12 protein-coding genes are annotated in these 17,937 nt (G+C 73.5%); 6 read left to right on the top strand and 6 right to left on the bottom strand.

The features are described 5' to 3' along the window. Positions 1 to 2,255 precede the first annotated feature (2,255 nt). The 4 genes from BUE45_RS30370 to BUE45_RS30355 all read right to left on the bottom strand — a co-directional run bounded on the left by BUE45_RS30370 (position 2,256) and on the right by BUE45_RS30355 (position 7,245). Entirely contained in the window at positions 2,256 to 3,167 is a 912-nt protein-coding gene (locus BUE45_RS30370; protein WP_073384365.1) for a carbohydrate ABC transporter permease, read from the bottom strand. Next, positions 3,164 to 4,534 (bottom strand): ABC transporter permease, encoded by a 1,371-nt coding sequence (locus BUE45_RS30365; RefSeq protein WP_073384364.1) that lies wholly within the window; start codon positions 4,532 to 4,534, stop codon positions 3,164 to 3,166. The genes BUE45_RS30370 and BUE45_RS30365 overlap by 4 nt, the downstream gene beginning before the upstream one ends. 112 nt (positions 4,535 to 4,646) lie before the next feature. Beyond that, complete coding sequence (locus tag BUE45_RS30360; RefSeq protein ID WP_084738195.1) at positions 4,647 to 6,041, bottom strand: ABC transporter substrate-binding protein; 1,395 nt, start codon at positions 6,039 to 6,041, stop codon at positions 4,647 to 4,649. Between the two features lie 10 nt (positions 6,042 to 6,051). Beyond that, entirely contained in the window at positions 6,052 to 7,245 is a 1,194-nt protein-coding gene (locus BUE45_RS30355; protein ID WP_073384363.1) for an ABC transporter ATP-binding protein, read from the bottom strand. A gap of 269 nt (positions 7,246 to 7,514) precedes the next feature. Between BUE45_RS30355 and BUE45_RS30350 the strand changes: the two genes are divergently transcribed. The 3 genes from BUE45_RS30350 to BUE45_RS30340 all read left to right on the top strand — a co-directional run bounded on the left by BUE45_RS30350 (position 7,515) and on the right by BUE45_RS30340 (position 10,216). Next, positions 7,515 to 8,213: a response regulator transcription factor gene (locus BUE45_RS30350; protein WP_073384362.1), complete on the top strand. Its 699-nt coding sequence runs from the start codon at positions 7,515 to 7,517 to the stop codon at positions 8,211 to 8,213. Further along, on the top strand, positions 8,210 to 9,541 hold the full coding sequence (locus BUE45_RS30345) for a sensor histidine kinase (RefSeq protein ID WP_073384361.1): 1,332 nt from the start codon (positions 8,210 to 8,212) through the stop codon (positions 9,539 to 9,541). Before BUE45_RS30350 ends, BUE45_RS30345 begins: the two co-directional genes overlap by 4 nt. A 267-nt stretch (positions 9,542 to 9,808) precedes the next feature. Beyond that, entirely contained in the window at positions 9,809 to 10,216 is a 408-nt protein-coding gene (locus BUE45_RS30340; RefSeq protein ID WP_073384360.1) for an ABATE domain-containing protein, read from the top strand. 90 nt (positions 10,217 to 10,306) lie between these two features. Here the strand turns inward: BUE45_RS30340 and BUE45_RS30335 are convergent, their stop codons facing one another. Next, on the bottom strand, positions 10,307 to 11,143 hold the full coding sequence (locus BUE45_RS30335) for a PAC2 family protein (RefSeq protein WP_073384359.1): 837 nt from the start codon (positions 11,141 to 11,143) through the stop codon (positions 10,307 to 10,309). A gap of 413 nt (positions 11,144 to 11,556) precedes the next feature. On the opposite strand from BUE45_RS30335, the gene metH reads away from it, so the two are divergent. From metH to BUE45_RS30320, 3 genes are all read left to right on the top strand, one after another. Next, the gene (gene metH, locus BUE45_RS30330; protein WP_073384358.1) at positions 11,557 to 15,030 is read left to right on the top strand and encodes a methionine synthase; all 3,474 of its coding nucleotides are present in this window, start codon (positions 11,557 to 11,559) and stop codon (positions 15,028 to 15,030) included. A gap of 279 nt (positions 15,031 to 15,309) precedes the next feature. After that, entirely contained in the window at positions 15,310 to 16,002 is a 693-nt protein-coding gene (locus BUE45_RS30325) for an HAD family hydrolase (RefSeq protein WP_073384357.1), read from the top strand. A 353-nt stretch (positions 16,003 to 16,355) separates the two neighbouring features. Next, positions 16,356 to 16,871 (top strand): cellulose synthase, encoded by a 516-nt coding sequence (locus BUE45_RS30320; protein WP_245833601.1) that lies wholly within the window; start codon positions 16,356 to 16,358, stop codon positions 16,869 to 16,871. On the opposite strand, the gene BUE45_RS30315 is transcribed toward BUE45_RS30320, so the two are convergent. Continuing rightward, complete coding sequence (locus BUE45_RS30315) at positions 16,868 to 17,827, bottom strand: IS481 family transposase (protein WP_073378321.1); 960 nt, start codon at positions 17,825 to 17,827, stop codon at positions 16,868 to 16,870. The genes BUE45_RS30320 and BUE45_RS30315 overlap by 4 nt on opposite strands. Positions 17,828 to 17,937 lie beyond the last annotated feature (110 nt).

The following is a 17,937-nucleotide window of genomic DNA, read 5'->3' as shown; positions in this document are numbered from 1 at the left end:
GCGGGCGTTGGGCAATCATCCGCAGGCGTATTCGCATTTGGGTTTGATGCGGTGCGCGCGGTTGCTGGACGAGGCCGAGGCGTAGCGGTCGTGGTTGTGGTGGTGCCCGTCTCCTGGTGTGTGTGGGGGGCGGGCGCCGGCGTTTTCAGGGCGGGGGCCGAAGGGGCACGCCGTGGTGGTTTGCGGCCCGGTCGGGGCGCCCGGCCCCGGCCCGGAGCTTGACCAGGGCTCGCGCCACGGTGGTCGGTCTTCGAACCGGGGCGCCCGGCCCCGGCCCGGGGCTGGGCCAGGGCTCGCGCCGTAGTGGTTGTTCTCCGAACCGGGGCGCCCGGCCCCTGCCGGCCGGCGGACCGGGACCTGCGCCGTGGTGGTTTCTCACCTGACCGGGGCACCCGGCCCCTGCCGGTCAGCGGACCGCGACCTGCGCCATGGTGGTTTTTTCCTGAACCGGGGCGCTCAGCCCCAGCGGGAGGGTGTCGCTCCCACCCTGGCCGCAGGGGGTGAGAGCTCGACCGGAGTTCTCCGAAAGCTCAGCCGCTTGGAAAGGGCGGCCAGCGGAGCGTGGACCTGGCCCCGGCGCAGTCGGCGGGCGGCAGCGTGGCGGGGCTGTGCGTTGGGCGCACGTCGCCGGTGGTGGGGGTGTCATCCGGGGCTGGGTCAAGCGAGGCGATCCCAGCCCAGACCCAGCGGCGGGAGGAATGCCCCCTGCAAAGGACCAGGCGCGCGACAAGCGGCCCGTACGTAGAGCACACCCATGCCCTCCCAACGCCGTAGGGGGTGAAACGTGCACGGTCTTGGGGCCCCGGGCACAGCCGGTCAGCGTTGATCGCCACCCCGCCCCCAGGGGGTTGACGAGGGCGTACTCGGCTCCGCGAACCCCTGGGGGTGAAGGCCGCGCGTACCTGCTCCGCCGCGCCCCTGGGGGTTGTCCACCCGCCCGGAGCCCCCGACCACAGCCGGAGGGTGTCGCGCTGCCTCAGGTCGCGCGGGGTAGGGCCGCGGCTGCCCGCTCGCTCGACCACGCGGGGGTGAAGGCCGCGCGCATTTGCGTGCTCGCGGCCTCGGTGCGTCGTGGTGCGGGAGGGCGCTTGGGTGCTGGTTACTGCGTCTGGGGTTGGTGTTCCAAGCGAGGTCGGGAGCGACCGCGCGGCCCCGGTCGGACCTTTCCTCCCTTGCCACGTGGTTGGGCGGGGCAGGCCTCGCCCGGACCCGCCCCCGGACAGCGCACCCCCACCACTCGGGACGTGCATCCAACGCTTCTGCCTGGTGGTCTGCCGTCCGTTGCGTCGTGGGGGCGGATCCGGCTCCGCCGGTCTGTACCTTCCCAAGCGGTGACCGTTCTGGAAGCCAAAGGTTCTGGTCGGGCGCGACCACAGACCGCCGTTTCCAGCGGGTGACCGTCCTGGAAGCCCCCAAGTCCGTTTCACCCCCTGGGGCGGGGGTTGCGGGAGCGTGCCCCGACACCCCCTGCGGCCGGGCCGAACAAGAACGCGCAGCCTTACCCCGCGCGACCCGGCGTGGGAGCGATGCCCTCCGGCTATGGCTGGGCGCTCCAGGCGGGTGAACAACCCCCGGTAGCGCGGCGGGCAGGCACCCGCCGACCTACCCCGCGCGACCTGGCGTGGGAGCGGAACCCTCCGGCTGCGGCCGGGCGTTCCGGGCGGGTGGACAACCCCCACCGGTGCGGCGGGCAGGTACCCGCGGCTTCACCCCCGCGACCTGGCGTGGGAGCGATGCCCTCCGGCCGTGGCTGGGCGCTCCAGGCGGGTGGACAACCCCCAGTTGTACGGCGAGCAGGTACCCGCCGCCTCACCCCGCACGACCTGGCGTGGGAGCGATGCCCTCCGGCTGCGGCCGGGCGCTCCGGGCGGGTGGACGACCCCCGGCGGTACGGCCGGGCGGGTACCCGCCGCCCCACCCCGCGCGGCCTGCGGCGGGAGCGCCATCCTCCAGCTATGGCCGGGCGCTCCGGGTGGGCCGAAAGCCACTGTGGCGCGGGCCCCGCTCGGCCCCGCGCCCACCCGACGCCCCCGCCGCCCTTCCGCCCCCTGGCAGGGGCGGGGCCGGGCAGCGGGGGCGCCCCTGGAACCCCGGGTCCGCGGGGGTGGGATGGGCGGACCGCGGGGCGGGCCGGCGGCCGGGCAGTGGGCGCGTCTGGAGCGGGACGGTGCGCCCCACTCGACCCCACCGGGAGAAGTCCCCGCCGCCGACGCCGGGTACCGGCCGGGGGGAGCGCCCACCCCCGGCCGGAGTCCTCACTTGCCCGAGCCCGCGAACACCCCCTGGACGAAGTGCTTCTGGAAGGCGAAGAACACCAGCAGCGGCACCAGCATGGACAGGAACGCCCCGGACGCCAGCAGGTCGACGTTGCTGCCGAACTGCCGCAGCTGCGACCGCAGCGCCACCGTCAGCGGGGCCGCGTCGGGGCTGGTGAACACCAGGGCCACCAGCATGTCGTTCCACACCCACAGGAACTGGAACACCGCCAGCGAGGCCAGCGCCGGCCGGGCGACCGGCAGCACCACCTTGCGGAAGATCCGCCACTCCCCGGCGCCGTCCATCCGGGCTGCCTCCAGCAGGTCGCGCGGGATGCCTACGAAGAAGTTCCGCAGCAGGAACACCGCGAACGGCAGCCCGAACGCCACGTGGAACAGGATCACCCCGCTGATCGACCCGAAGATCCCCATCGCCCCGTACAGCTGCGAGATGGGGATGAGCGACGCCTGGATGGGCAGCACCAGCAGCCCCACCACGCCCACCATCACCCAGTCGCGGCCGGGGAAGTCCAGCCACACCAGCGCGTAGGCGGCCAGCGCGCCGATCACCACCACCAGGACGGTCGACGGCACCGAGATGTACACGGTGTTGAGGAACGACTGGAGGATCGTCTGGTCGTCCAACAGCCGCGCGTAGTTGTCCAGGGTGAGCTGCGTCGGCTCCAGCAGGGCCGTCCACCACCCGCTGCCGGTGTTGGCGGACTCCGAGCGCAGGGACACCAGCAGCAGGCCCACGACGGGCATCATCCAGAACAGGGCGATGAGCACCAGGATCACCTGGAGCGTCCCCGTTCCGAGGCGGTCGACGAGCCGGCTCAGCACACCCCGGCGGGGCGTGCCGGACACCGACACCTCGACGACGGAGGGCGCCCTCCGGGTCGTCGTGCTCACGAGCGCTCCTTGCGGAATCGGCGGATGTTGAAGTACATGATCGGCAGCACCAGGACCAGCAGCAGGACCACGAGCGCGCTGCCCAGGCCCTGGTTGCCGCCGGCCCCGAAGGACACCTGCCACATCTGGAGGGCGATCACGCTGGCGTCGGCCTGCACCGACCCGGGCGCGATGACGAAGACCAGGTCGAAGATCTTCAGCACGTTGATCACCAGGGTCACGAACACCACCAGCAGCAGCGGCCCCAGCAGGGGGACGGTGACCTTGCGGAACACCTGCCACTCGGTGGCGCCGTCGACCCGGGCCGCCTCCAGGGCGTCCCGCGGGATGGCGGCGAGCCCGGCGGCGATGAACGTGATCGCGAACCCGGTCATGATCCACACCCACGCGGAGATGATGACGGGGGTGACCAGGCTCGGGCCCAGCCAGGTGAGGCCGTTGAACGGCTCGGCGAAGTTCGCCCCGGCCAGGTGGAGCGTGTACTCGCCCTCGGGCAGGTCGGCGAGCAGGAACCTCCCGTCGTCGCCGGTGGTGGCGGTGGCGGCGACCGCCCCGGACGCGTCGAGGGCCTCCACGGTGATGCGCGGCATGCCGTTCTCACCGGAGTCGATGCCGTCGACCTCGCCGCCCAGCGCGGCGTCCAGCCACACGACCCCCTGGAGGGTGTCGGGGGAGCCGTCGGGCAGGGCGGCGGGCGCCGCCTGCTCGGGCAGGTCCCCGGGGCGCACGCCGACCAGGGGCAGGGCGACGACCTCCCCGGGGGTGTGGGCGTCCGCGGTGGTGTACCCGCCCAGGGCGGGGTCCGCGGCCAGCGGCCCGTCCTCGCGGGGGCGGGCCCCGGGGTACTCGGACGGGGAGCGGAAGGTGTCGTGGACGGTGACGATGGCGGCGTTGACGACGCCGCGGTCGGGGTTCTCGTCGTAGACGAGGCGGAAGATGATGCCGGAGGCGAACAGGGAGATCGCCATGGGCATGAACAGCAGGATGCGGAAGGCGGTCGCCCAGCGGATGCGCTCGGTCAGCACGGCCAGGATCAGGCCCAGGCCGGTGACCAGCGCCGGGGCGACCAGCACCCAGATCCCGGTGTTGCGGATCGCGGTGAAGGTGCGGTCGTCGGTGAACATCCGCTGGTAGTTGTCCAGCCCGACGAACTGGTCCCCGGGCCCGTCGAAGAAGCTGCGGACGAGCGAGTACACCGCCGGGTAGGCCAGGAACACGGCCAGGAACAGCAGCGCGGGCAGCAGGAACAGGGCGGCGGGGCCGAACAGGCGGCGCAGGCGGCCGGGGGAGGGGGCGCCGCCCGGGGGAGGGGCGGCGCCCCGGCCGGCGCCGGTGGCGCCGGCGGGGGGCTTCGTGTCGGTGGTCATGTCAACCCTGGTGGTCTCGTGCGGTGGGAGGGGTGCGCTCGGTGCCGGGGCGGGGCCGCTCGGACCGCGCCGCCCCGGCGGGGGGCCGCTCGGCCCCCGCCGGGGCCGTGCCTCATTCCCCGTGGGCCTCGGCGGCCTCGGCCTCCAGGCGCTCCATGGTCCCCTCGACGTCCTCGGTGTCGCCCAGGAAGTCCTGGAGCGCCTGCCACATCCCGTCGCCGACCGTGGCGCCGAACGCGGCGGGCTGGAGGTCGGACAGGTCGAACCGGATGCTGTCGCCCGCGGAGACGATCTGCTCCGCCACCTGCCCGGTGAGCGGGTCGGGGTAGGCGTCGGCGGCCAGGTGCCGGTTGGGGGAGACGAACCCGCCCTGGACGGCCCACTCCTGCGCGGCCTCGGGGGAGGCCAGGAAGGTGAGCAGCTCCATGGTGGCCTCGCCGTCGGACATGGCCACGGCGGCGTCGCCGGCCACCACGACGGAGTCCTGCTCCCCGGCGATGTAGGGGAACCGGAAGTGCTGGGCCTGGTCGCCGACCCCGGCGTTGGTGCTGGAGGAGACGACGCCGCCGATGAAGTCGGCGCCCACGACCATCGCGGCGGAGGGGTCGTCGGCGAACACGTTCGTCACCGAGGTGGGGAAGTCGGTCTGGAGGGTGCCGCTGGTGCCGCCGGTGAGCAGGGTCTCGTCGCCCCACACCTGGGCGAGGACCTCCAGGGCCTCCTGGACGCTGGGGTCGGTCCAGGGGATCTCGCGCTCGCTCAGCTGGTCGTACTTCTCGGGGCCGGCCACCTGGAGGTAGACGTTCTCGAACCAGTCGGTGAGCACCCAGCCGTCGGCGCCGGCGACCGAGAGCGGGTCCACGCCCACCTCGGACAGGTCGGCGGACAGCTGCGTGAACTCGTCCCAGGTCTCGGGGGTCTGCGCCCCGGTCTCCTCGAACAGGTCGTTGTTGAACCAGACCAGCGACTTGTTGGTGACCTTCAGGTACACCCCGTAGGCCTGGCCGTCCACGGAGCCGATCTCGCGCCAGGCGGCGGCCATGTTCTCGTCCACGGCGGCGGTCACGTTGTCGTCGAGCGGCACCAGGTCGCCCTCGGCGGCGAAGGTCTGGATGAGGCCGGGCTGGGGGATGAGCGCCACGTCGGGGACGTCGCCGCCCTGGATGCGGGTCTGCAGGACGGTGGACAGCTCGTCGCCGACGCCGCTGTAGGTGACGGTGGCCCCGGTCTGGGACTCGAACAGGTCGAGGACCTTCTCGAACGCCTCCTGCTCGGCGCCGGCCCAGGGGCCGACGATCTCCAGGGTGACCGCGTCCAGGTCGGCGGAGGCGGACCCGCCCCCGCCGCAGGCGGTGGCGGCCAGGACGGTGGCCAGGGCCGCGGCGGTGACGGCGGGGGCCCGGTGCGGGCCGCCGGCGCCGGGCCGGGTCCTCGCGCGCCGCGGGCCGGGGGCTCCTGCCGGGGTGCCGCCGTGCGCGCCGGGTCGGGGGGTGGGGGACGTGCTCATGGTGTCGCTCCTAGTCGCGGATGGCCGTGCCGGTGGCCGGGTCGAAGAAGTGCAGCCGTTCGGTGTCGACGGCGACGGTGATGTCCTGGCCCTCGAAGACGTGGGTGCGGGGGCTGAAGCGGCCGACGAGGACCACGCCCTCGGCGGCGGCCGAGAGGGCGTCGTCGGCGCCCGCGTCCCGGGCCAGCTCCCGGGTGTCCTCGGTGACGACGGGGTCGGCGCCCAGCGGGAAGTGCACCAGGACGTCGGAGCCCATGGCCTCCACCAGGTCGGCGACCGAGGTGAGGGTGGCGCCCTCGGTGGAGCCGACGATCTCGGCGTCCTCCATGTCCTCGGGGCGGATGCCCAGGACGACCTCGGCCCCGGCGTACCCGCGCAGGGCGGGGCGCCGGTGCAGCAGGCCGTCGGGCAGGTCGAGGGTCTGCTCGCCCAGGTGCAGCCGGTACCGGCCGTCGTTGTCGGTGAGGGAGGCGGTGAGCAGGTTCATGCCGGGGGAGCCGACGAAGCCCGCGACGAACAGGTTGCGCGGGTGGTCGTACAGCTCCTGGGGCGGTCCCACCTGCTGGAGGACGCCGCGCTTCATGACGGCGACCCGGTCGCCCAGGGTCATCGCCTCGGTCTGGTCGTGGGTGACGTAGACGGTGGTCACCCCCAGGTCGCGCTGGATGCGGGCGATCTGGGCGCGCATCTGGACGCGGAGCTTGGCGTCCAGGTTCGAGAGGGGCTCGTCCATGAGGAAGGCGCGGGGGCGGCGGACGATGGCGCGGCCCATCGCGACCCGCTGGCGCTGGCCGCCGGAGAGGTTGCCGGGCTTGCGCTGGAGGTGCTCCTCCAGTTCCAGGATCCGGGCGACCTCGCGCACCCGCTCCTCGATCTCGTCCTTGGGGAGCTTGCGCAGCCGCAGTCCGAAGGCGATGTTCTCGAAGATGTTCAGGTGCGGGTAGAGGGCGTAGGACTGGAAGACCATGGCCACGTCGCGGTCGCGGGCCGGGACGTCGTTGACGACGCGGTCCCCGATCCGGATGGTGCCCTCGCTGATGCCCTCCAGGCCGGCGATCATGCGCAGGGCGGTGGTCTTGCCGCATCCGGAGGGGCCGACCAGGACCAGGAACTCGCCGTCCTGGATGTCCAGGGAGAGGTCGTTCACCGCCCGGGTCCCGTCGGTGTAGACCTTGCCCAGGCCGTCGATCACGATCTCCGCCACGGCGCCTCCGTACTCACTGGGGCGGCCGGGCCGGGGCCGCCGTAGAACCGGTGCCGCGGGGCGTTCCGGGGCCTGTGACCCACGACACCCTGCGGCGATGTGAGTCGACAGTAGTGCGGAGCACCCTAAGGAAGCCTTAATCCGTCATCTCATTCGACTTAAACCCATGCGCCCTTCGTGCGGGGGTGTCACCTTTGCTGCGCGATCGTCCGTTCCGGGCGGTGATCCCGGTCTCGTGACCGGCCTCACCCTTCGTTAACGTGTGCGGCATGGCGACGGTGTTGTTGGTCGAGGACGATCCCGTGGTGCGCGGTGCCCTGGTCAGGGCGCTGAGCCACCTGGGGCACGTGGTCCACCCGGTGGGCACGGCGCTGGAGGCGCTGCGCGAGGCGACCCGGAGCGAACCCGACCTGGTCATCCTGGACCTGGGCCTGCCCGACCTGGACGGGGCGTCGGCCCTGCGCATGCTGCGCGGGTACAGCGAGGTCCCGGTGATCGTGGCGACGGCGCGCGGCGACGAGCCCACCATCGTGCGGCTGCTCAACGACGGCGCCGACGACTACGTGGTCAAGCCCTTCTCCAGCGCCCAGCTGGCCGCGCGCATCAACGCGCTGCTGCGCCGGTCGCTGCGCGGCCCCGAGCGCCCGGCGGCAGGGGACGGCGACCTGGTGGTGGGGGACCTGGTCATCAGCCTGGAGCGCCGGGAGGCGACCCTGCAGGGGCGGCCCCTGGACCTGTCCCGCCGCGAGTTCGACCTGCTCGCCCACCTGGCGAGCAACGTGGGCCGGGTGGTCCCGCGCCGCGAGCTGGTGGAGGCGGTCTGGCACCAGCACCCGCTGGTGGGGCACGACCAGACCATCGACGTGCACGTGTCCTGGCTGCGCCGCAAGCTCGGCGAGAGCGCCGGGAGCCCCCGCTACCTGCGCACCGTACGCGGGGTGGGCCTGAAGATGGTCGTGCCCGAGTGAGGCGGCTGCTGGCGCGCGCGGTGGCCCTGGCCACGGCGCTGGTCGCGGTGGTGCTGCTGGCCGTGGCCGTCCCCTGGCTGTGGTGGGACGCGCGGGAGCGGGTCCGGGAGCAGGCGCACTCCCAGGCCGGGACGGTGGCCGCGGCGGTCGCGGTGGACACCGACCCCGACACCCTGTACCGGCTGGCGGCGGGGCTGCCCGCGGGCGAGGCCGGGCACCTGGCCGTGCACCTGCCGGACCGGGCCGCCGTGGGCACGAGCCGCTCCACCGCCGCCGACGTGGAGCGGGCCCGCGCGGACGGCACCGCCCGGGTCCGGGTGCGGGGCGGCTCGCTGCTCCTGGTCGCGGCGTCCGCCCCGCGGGGGGAGACCGCCGTGGTGGAGGTCTTCACGCCGCGCGGGGCGGTGGCGGGGCAGGTCCTGCCGGTGGCGGCGGCCCTGCTGCTGACCGCCCTGCTCGCGGTGCCGGCCGCGGTCGCGGCGGCCGACCGGCTGAGCCTGGCCGCCCGCCGGGCGCTGCACGCGCTCGTGGTGACGGCGGTGGCGATCGGCGAGGGGCGGCTCAACGCCCGGGTGCGGGTGCACGGGCCCCGCGACCTGGTGGTGCTGGGCGACTCCATCAACGCGATCGGCGAGCACGTCCAGGGGCTGCTGGCCAAGGAGCGGGAGATGGTCGCGGACGTCTCGCACCGGCTGCGCACCCCGCTGACCGCGCTGCGCCTGGACGCCGAGCCGCTGCCGGGGCCGGAGGGGGAGCGCATCCGGGAGGCGGTGGCCGCCCTGGAGCGGGACGTGGACGGGATCATCCGCAACGCCCGCCCGCGCACCGAGGTCCTGGCCCAGGAGCTGGAGTCGGACCTGGTCCAGGTGGTGGCCGAGCGGATGGGGTTCTGGTCGATGCTCGGCCAGGACCAGAAGCGGACGGTGGAGGTGGACCTGCCGGACGTCCCGGCGCGGGTGGCGCTGCCCCCGCAGGAGTGCGCGGCGGTGCTCGACGCGCTGGTCGGGAACGTGTTCCGGCACACGCCGGCGGGGAGCCCGCTGGCGGTGACCGTGGTCGGCCACGCCGGGTGGGTGACGCTCACGGTGGAGGACGCGGGGCCGGGGTTCGCGGACCCGGTGGCGGCGCTGCGGCGCGGCGCCAGCGGCGGGGGGTCGACCGGGCTGGGCCTGGACATCGTCCGCAACGCCGTCGAGGCCATCCGGGGCACCGTCCACCTGGAGCGGGGCCGGCTCGGCGGGGCACGGGTGCGCGCCCGGTTCGCCGAGGCGGGGGTGCCGCACGAGGCCGACCAGCCCCGGGCCTGGCGGCTGCGCCGCTCGGGCTGAGTCCCGGGCGCGGGGGCCGCGGGATGCCGCCCGCCCGGGACGCCTGCCCGGCCGGCCGCGGCCGGCCGGGCAGGCGTCCCGGCGGGGGCGGTCGAACGGTCGGGGCGAGAACCGGGTTTCGGGCCAGGGCGAAACCGGTCGTGTCCCGGGCTTTCCGTGGGAGTTCGTCCGGTTTCGCTGCGTTGTGAGCGCGCACAGTGACCACCTGTGGCCACCGGCTCCGCCGTTCAGCGGAAACCGGTACCCGGGCGTGGTGGGATACCCCCCATGAAGACCCAGACCCCTGTACGACTCAGTCCCGCGGCCGAGCTGATCGCCGCCTTCGTCGCCACCGGCTCCACCCTGGGGGACCGGGCCGACCTCGCCCACTTCCTGCGCGCCCACCACCTGGCGGCCGAGGGGGCCATCCCCATCACCCTGGCCGACCTGGACGAGGCCATCGCCCTGCGCGAGGGAATCCGCGCCGTCCTGGACCCGTCCGCCGAGCCCGACCAGGAGGCGCTGGCCCGCGGCCAGAAGGTGCTGGACGGCCTGCGCGTCACCGTGCGCCTCCAGCCCTCCCGCGAGCAGCTCGCCCCGGCCGTCGTGGACGAGGTCCGCCGCGGCCTGGCCCGCCTCGCGGGCGCCTGGGCCGCCGTCCTGGCCACCGGGGAGTGGCGCCACCTGCGCCTCTAGGGCGCGGTCCGCCGCACGCGCCCCGGGGAGAACGCGGGGGGCGGGCGGGACCGTGTCCCGTCCGCCCCCGGTACTCCGGCGCGCCGCGGCTCAGTCGTCGTCGCGGTGGCGCAGGTAGCGCTCGAACTCGCGGGCGATCGCGTCGCCCGAGGCCTCCGGCAGGTCCGCCGTGTCCTTGGCCTCCTCCAGGCCGCGCACGTAGGCGGCGATCTCCTCGTCCTCGGCGGTCAGGTCGTTGACCCCCGCCTCCCACGACACCGCGTCCTCGGGCAGCGAGCCCAGCGGCACCTTGACGTCGGCGAAGTCCTCCACCCAGGCCAGCAGCGCCAGCGTGGCCTTGGGGCACGGGGGCTGCGCCACGTAGTGGGGGATGGCCGCCCACAGGGACACGGCCTCGATCCCGGCGTCCGAGAACGCCTCGTGCACCACGCCCACGATGCCCGTCGGCCCCGAGTACGTGGTGGGCTCCAGGCTCATGCCCGCGCCCAGTTCGCGCGGCGACGCCATGCCCGTGACGGGGATCGGCCGCGTGTGCGGGGCGTCGGCCAGCAGCGACCCCAGCATCACCGCCCGGCGCACGCCCAGCTCGCGCGCGATCGACAACAGGTCGGCCGCGTAGGAGCGCCACCGCATGTTGGGCTCCGGACCGGTGACCAGGACCACGTCCCGGCCGCCGGGCATGCGCGCCACGCGCACGCTCGTCGTGGGCCATTCGAGCGGGCCCACCTGCCCGTCGACGACGGTCAGCCGAGGCCGCGTCACCTGGAAGTCGTAGTAGTCGTCGGGTGTGAGGGAGCACAGCTCGTGCGCGTCCCACTCCCGTGCCAGGTGCTCCACGGCCAGGCTCGCCGCCTCACCGGCGTCGTTCCAGCCCTCGAACGCGGCAACCAGCACCGGGTCCACGAGTTCCCGGGTGAGCTTGGTCATCGGCGGCCCCTTCCTGCATATGGACGCAGTCCACCCTATGGGGCGGCACCCCGCGGAGGGAACGCTTATCCGCGGTGCGCGGGGCACCTCCCCGGGACACCCTCTGGGATACCCATCTCACGCTGTGAAACGCCCGATGTTGTAGCCTCGGTGCAGCGACTGATCCGGACACCGTTGTCCCCGGCCGCATCCACCCGCCCGCGCCGCGGTCGGGTCCAGTGGGCGACCAGCCCGGCGGCAGCGCCGCCACCGCCCCACGGGTCCCACCGGGCCGCCACTGCCCGGGGTGCCCACGGGGGCGGGGAGAGCCGGACGGCACCGGCACGGGCACCCGACACTCACCGCGCACGCACGGGGACACGGGGGTCGAGCACCGGATCCTCCCGGCGCCCCGAGAATTAGAGTTGCGGAATATGAAAGCTCGCCTGACCTTCCGTGAAGCGCTTTCCCAGCGAGTCGTCGTGGCGGACGGCGCGATGGGGACCATGCTCCAGGCGCACGATCTCGACCTGGACCAGTTCCAGGGCCACGAGGGATGCAACGACATCCTCAACGTCACCCGGCCGGACATCGTCCACGACACCCACGCCGCCTTCCTGGAGGCGGGGTCGGACTGCATCGAGACCAACACCTTCTCCGCGAACTACGGCGGCCTGGCCGAGTACGGCATCGAGGACCGCACCTACGAGATCGCCGAGGCCGGCGCCCGCGTCGCCCGCGAGGCCGCCGACTCCTACTCCACCCCCGACCAGCCCCGCTACGTGCTGGGATCGGTGGGCCCGGGCACCAAGCTGCCCACCCTGGGGCACGCGCCCTACTCCCTCCTGCGCGACCACTACGAGCAGGCCGCCCGCGGCCTCATCGACGGCGGCGCCGACGCGGTCCTCATCGAGACCTGCCAGGACCTGCTCCAGGTCAAGTCCGCCGTGGTCGGGGCCAACCGGGCGCGCAGGGCCCTGGGCCGGGACGTCCCGGTCATCGCCCAGGTCACCATCGAGACCACCGGCACCATGCTCATGGGCTCGGAGATCGGCGCCGCGCTGACCTCCCTGGAGCCGCTGGGCATCGACATGATCGGCCTCAACTGCGCCACCGGCCCGGTCGAGATGAGCGAGCACCTGCGCTACCTGTCGCACCACGCGCGGGTGCCGGTCTCCTGCATGCCCAACGCGGGCCTGCCCCAGCTCGGCCCGGACGGCGCCTACTACTCCCTCACCCCGGAGGAGCTGGCCGACGCCCACGACACCTTCACCTCCGAGTTCGGCCTGAGCCTGGTCGGCGGCTGCTGCGGCACCACCCCCGAGCACCTGCGCCGCGTCGTCGAGCGGGTGCAGGGGCGCGGCCTCAAGAACCGCAGGCCCGTCCTGGAGGCCGCCGCCTCCTCCCTCTACCAGAGCGTCCCGTTCCGCCAGGACGCCAGCTACCTGGCCATCGGGGAGCGCACCAACGCCAACGGCTCCAAGAAGTTCCGCGAGGCGATGCTCGCCGAGGACTGGGACGGCTGCGTGGCGATGGCCCGCGACCAGATCCGCGACGGCGCCCACCTGCTCGACCTCAACATCGACTACGTCGGCCGCGACGGCGTGCGCGACATGCGCGAGCTGGCCTCCCGGATGGCCACCTCCTCCACCCTGCCGATCATGCTCGACTCCACCGAGCCCCCCGTGCTGGAGGCCGGGCTGGAGGCGCTGGGCGGGCGCGCGGTCGTCAACTCCGTCAACTACGAGGACGGCGAGGGCCCCGACTCCCGGTTCACCCGCATCATGACCCTGGTCAAGGAGCACGGCGCCGCCGTCGTGGGCCTGTGCATCGACGAGGAGGGCCAGGCCCGCACCGCCGAGTGGAAGGTGCGGGTGGCCTCGCGCCTGATCGACCAGATCACCGGCGAGTGGGGGCTGCGGACCGGCGACATCATCATCGACTGCCTCACCTTCCCCATCACCACCGGCCAGGAGGAGACGCGGCGCGACGGCATCGAGACGCTGGAGGCCATCCGCGAGCTCAAGCGCCGCTACCCCGAGGTGCAGACCACCCTGGGCCTGTCCAACCTGTCCTTCGGCGTCAACCCGGCCGCCCGCATCGTGCTGAACTCCGCGTTCCTCAACGAGGCGGTCCAGGCGGGGCTGGACTCGGCGATCGTGCACGCCTCCAAGATCGTGCCGATCAACCAGATCCCCGAGGAGCAGCTCCGGGTCGCACTGGACCTCATCTACGACCGCCGCGAGGGCGACTACGACCCGCTCTCCCGGTTCATGGAGATGTTCGAGGGCGTGGACGCCAAGTCCATGAAGGCCTCCCGCGCCGAGGAGCTGGCCGCGCTGCCGCTGTGGGAGCGCCTGGAGCGGCGCATCATCGACGGCGAGCTGGCCGGCATCGAGGCCGACCTCGACGAGGCGCTGGAGAGCCGCCCGGCCCTGGCGATCGTCAACGACACCCTGCTGTCGGGGATGAAGACGGTCGGCGAGCTGTTCGGCTCGGGCAAGATGCAGCTGCCGTTCGTGCTCAAGTCCGCCGAGGTCATGAAGACCGCGGTGGCCTACCTCGAACCGCACATGGAGAAGACCGACGACGACGGCAAGGGCCGCATCGTCCTGGCCACGGTCAAGGGCGACGTCCACGACATCGGCAAGAACCTCGTCGACATCATCCTGTCCAACAACGGCTACGACGTCGTCAACATCGGCATCAAGCAGCCGGTGTCGGCGATCCTGGAGGCGGCCGAGACCGAGCGCGCCGACGTGATCGGGATGTCGGGCCTGCTGGTCAAGTCCACGGTGATCATGAAGGAGAACCTGGAGGAGATGAACTCCCGGGGCATCTCCGAGCGGTTCCCCGTGCTGCTGGGCGGCGCCGCGCTCACCCGCTCCTACGTGGAGCAGGACCTGGCCGAGGTGTTCGAGGGCCAGGTCCGCTACGCCAAGGACGCCTTCGAGGGCCTGCGCCTGATGGACGCCTTCATGGCGGTCAAGCGCGGGGAGGAGGGCGCCGCGCTGCCGGAGCTGCGCCAGCGGCGGGTCAAGCGGGGCGCGTCCCTGAAGGTCACCGAGCCCGAGGAGATGCCCGCCCGCAGCGACGTGGCGACCGACAACCGGGTGCCGGTCCCGCCGTTCTTCGGCGACCGGATCAGCAAGGGCATCCCGCTGGCGGACTACGCCGCGTTCCTCGACGAGCGCGCCACCTTCATGGGGCAGTGGGGCCTCAAGGCCGCCCGCGGCGGCGGTGGCCCCAGCTACGAGGAGCTGGTGGAGACCGAGGGCCGCCCGCGCATGCGGATGTGGCTGGACCGCATCCAGACGGACGGCCTGCTGGAGGCCGCGGTCGTGCACGGGCACTTCCCCTGCTACAGCGAGGGCAACGACCTCGTCGTGCTGGACGAGGACGGCAGGACCGAGCGGACCCGGTTCACGTTCCCGCGCCAGCGCCGCGACCGGCACCTGTGCCTGGCCGACTACTTCCGGCCCAAGGAGTCGGGGGAGACGGACGTGGTGTCCTTCCAGGTGGTCACCGTGGGGTCGGCGATCAGCCGGGCCACGGCGGAGCTGTTCGAGAAGAACGCCTACCGCGACTACCTCGAACTGCACGGGCTGTCGGTGCAGCTCACCGAGGCGCTGGCCGAGTACTGGCACACGCGGGTGCGCGCCGAGCTGGGCTTCGCCGGGCAGGACCCGGCCGAGCTGGAGGCGTTCTTCAAGCTGGGGTACCGGGGCGCGCGGTTCTCGCTGGGCTACGGCGCCTGCCCGGACCTGGAGGACCGGGCCAAGATCATGCGCCTGCTGGAGCCGGAGCGGGTCGGGGTGACCCTCTCGGAGGAGTTCCAGCTGGTGCCGGAGCAGGCCACCGACGCGATTGTGGTCCACCACCCGGAGGCGACGTACTTCAACGTCTGACCCCGCACCACCGCACACGGCGCGGCCGGGCCCCGACGGGCCCGGCCGCGCCCGTGTCCGGGGCGGCGCCGGGTGTGGGGCACCTCTCGGCGGATACGGGGGATTCGTCCCCCACGGCGGGGCGAGAGTTCGTACGGTGGAAAGGACGGCGACAGCCCGGCTTCACGGACGGGCACCCCCGGTCCGCCACGATGGGGGGCCGACCGCCGCTCCTACGAGCCACCGCACCCGAGGGGAGAGTGCGGCGCGCCCGCACCGCCAGGGGCCGCCGCCGAGCGCATGACCGAGACCAGCACCCCGCACCCGACCCCCGAACGCCGCCTTCAGGCGGTCTTCCTGGACATGGACGGCACGCTCATCGAGAGCGAGCACCTGTGGAACGAGGCGGAGGCCGCGACGGTCGCCGACCTCGGCGGAGAGTGGACCGAGCGCGACCACGAGGCCAACGTCGGCAACGCCGCCGAGCCCGTGGGCCGCTACATCATCGAGCTGACCGGCGCCCACCACCTCACCCCGCGCGACGTCGCCGACCTGCTGTACGCGCGCTTTCGCGCCAAGCTGGCGGGCGGCGCCCGGCTGCGCCCGGGGGCCAAGGAGCTGGTGCGCATGCTGTCGGCCGCCGGGGTCCCGGTGTCCCTGGTGACCTCCACCGAGCGCGAGCTGATCGCCGACGCCATCGACGGCATCGGCCTGGAGAGCTTCGACGACTCGGTGGCGGGCGACGAGGTGGAGGCCAACAAGCCCCACCCCGACCCCTACCTGCGGGCGGCCCGCCGCCTGGGCGTGGACCCGCGGCGCTGCGTCGCCTTCGAGGACTCACCGGTGGGCGTCGCCTCGGCCTCCGGCGCCGGGTGCCTGACGGTCGCGGTGCCCGACCACCTGCCGATCGAGCCGCGCGAGGGCGTCGTGCTGCGCGACGGCCTGGTGGGCGTCGACCTGGAGTGGCTGGAGTCCCTGGTCGCCGACCGCTGATCCCCGCCCGGGACCCGGTGCGGTCCCGGGCCCGGCGGGTACGGTGGAGGGCGAGAGGGCACCGGATGGGGGAACGGCCCTAGGGACCGTACTCCGCGTGCGCTCCCGCTCCGCCGGGGCCGACCGGCACCGGCGGGCGCGGGCTCGCAGGCCACGGCCCCGCAGGCCTGTCCGGCGGACCGCGCCGCCCCGCGCGGGGCCGGCGCCGACCCGGGCGGACCGTCGCGCGGGGCGGCGCCGGGAACCGTCCGGGACCGCCGGGGCGGGTGCCGGAACGGCCGGGGCCGACGGCGGAACACGCCCTAGGGGATCGGCCCGATGTGCGCCGCGGTGCCGGATGGGAGACTGGTGGCATGCCTGAGACTCTGACGACGATGACCGGTGTGATCCTGGGCGGCGGCCTCACCCTCGTGGGCCTCGTCATCAGCCTCCTCGTGTGGCGGGCCAAGGGGCCGGCCTCGGGGCTGCGCGGTGTGGCGTGGTCGCTGGTGCCGCTGGCCGCGGGGCTGCTGGGGCTGATGAACGCCGTGTGGCAGTTCGTGCTCAGCATCCTGGGCATCCTGCTGGGACTGATCTTCAACCCGATGGTGTGGGCGGGCGTGGCCCTGGCCGGGCTGGCCGTGGTGCTCTACGTCGTCTCCGGGTTCATGATGGCCCGCGGGGTGGGCGCCCAGGGGCGGGCCAAGCGGTCCAAGGCCGCCGAGGCCCCCGGGGGCGCGGCCCCCGGCGCGCCCGCGGCCGGTCCCGCCGCCGCGCCCAAGGGCCAGGTGGGCGGCGCCGCCCCGCAGGCCGGCAAGAAGAAGCAGCAGGACGACCTGTCCGACTTCGGCGACATCGAGGACCTGCTCCGCAAGCACGGCATCGACTAGGTGTATTGACCTGAGAGGTTAGGTACGCGGGAAGCGGGAGGGCCCCCGAGGGCGGTGTGGAACCGGTGGTGATTGTAGTGGTGCAACCACCCTGTGAACGCCTCCCGCTTCTCGCTCTCGCTGGTGTAGGGGCGGGCGTAGGCCCATTCCTCGACCAGGACGCGGTTGAACCGCTCGACCTTGCCGTTGGTCTGGGGACGGTAGGGGCGGGTGCGCTTGTGCTCGATGCCCTGGCCGGCCAGCAGGCCCCGCCAGGCGTGGGACTTGTAGCAGGACCCGTTGTCGGTCAGCACCCGCTCCACGACGATGCCCACCGACGCGAAGTAGGCGGCCGCGCGTTCCCAGAACCCGGTGGCGGTCTCCTTCTTCTCATCGGCCAGGATCTCGCAGTAGGCCAGGCGGGAGTGGTCGTCCACGGCGTTGTGCAGGTAGGCGTACCCGGCCCTGGCCCGGTTCTTGCGCCCCCGGGCGCGGCCCAGTGTCTTGTGGCCGCCGCCGTCGGGGATGTTGCCGAGCTTCTTGATGTCCACGTGGACCAGCTCGCCGGGCCGCTCGCGTTCGTATCGGCGCACCACACGGCCGGTGGCCCGGTCCAGGTGGGTGAGGCGGGCGCACTTGTAGCGGGTCAGGACGCGGTGGACGGTGGAGGCGTGCATGCGCAGGTGGCCGCCGATGCGGGCTGGTCCCCACCGGTGGAGGATGCGGAGTTTGATGATCCGGCGCTCGCGGTGGGTGGGGGTGCGCCGGGGGCTGTGGTGGGGGCGGCTGGAGGTGTCGTGCATGCCGGGCTCGCCGAGGGTCCGGTAGCGGTCGGCCCAGCGTTTGGCGGTGGTGGGGCTGGTCTGGAAGCGTTCGGCGGCCCGGCGCAGCGGCCAGCCGTCGTCCACGACGCAGCGGGCCAGGGCCAGGCGCCCGGCGGGTGTGAGGCGGGCGTTGGGGTGGGTAGTGTGGGGCATCGAGGGCCTTCTGGTGAGTCGGTGCAGATGTCGCAATCCACACCGATACCGAAGGCCCTCTTCGTGTGTGTCGGGCGGGGTGGGTGTTACCAACCTCTGTGGTCAGTACA

The sequence above is a fragment of the Nocardiopsis flavescens genome (assembly GCF_900141985.1).
In the GTDB taxonomy this organism is placed as follows: Bacteria; Actinomycetota; Actinomycetes; order Streptosporangiales; family Streptosporangiaceae; genus Nocardiopsis; species Nocardiopsis flavescens.
Note: the sequence above shows the minus strand (reverse complement) of the source record. Positions and strands in the feature narration are given on the sequence as shown.

Bases quoted from the DNA above. Each gene is read 5' to 3' on its own strand.
- BUE45_RS30365 (WP_073384364.1), bottom strand. From the start codon at position 4,534: ATGACCACCGACACGAAGCCCCCCGCCGGCGCCACCGGCGCCGGCCGG.
- BUE45_RS30360 (WP_084738195.1), bottom strand. From the start codon at position 6,041: ATGAGCACGTCCCCCACCCCCCGACCCGGCGCGCACGGCGGCACCCCG.
- BUE45_RS30350 (WP_073384362.1), top strand. From the start codon at position 7,515: ATGGCGACGGTGTTGTTGGTCGAGGACGATCCCGTGGTGCGCGGTGCC.
- BUE45_RS30340 (WP_073384360.1), top strand. From the start codon at position 9,809: ATGAAGACCCAGACCCCTGTACGACTCAGTCCCGCGGCCGAGCTGATC.
- BUE45_RS30335 (WP_073384359.1), bottom strand. From the start codon at position 11,143: ATGACCAAGCTCACCCGGGAACTCGTGGACCCGGTGCTGGTTGCCGCG.
- metH (WP_073384358.1), top strand. From the start codon at position 11,557: ATGAAAGCTCGCCTGACCTTCCGTGAAGCGCTTTCCCAGCGAGTCGTC.
- BUE45_RS30325 (WP_073384357.1), top strand. From the start codon at position 15,310: ATGACCGAGACCAGCACCCCGCACCCGACCCCCGAACGCCGCCTTCAG.
- BUE45_RS30320 (WP_245833601.1), top strand. From the start codon at position 16,356: ATGCCTGAGACTCTGACGACGATGACCGGTGTGATCCTGGGCGGCGGC.
- BUE45_RS30315 (WP_073378321.1), bottom strand. From the start codon at position 17,827: ATGCCCCACACTACCCACCCCAACGCCCGCCTCACACCCGCCGGGCGC.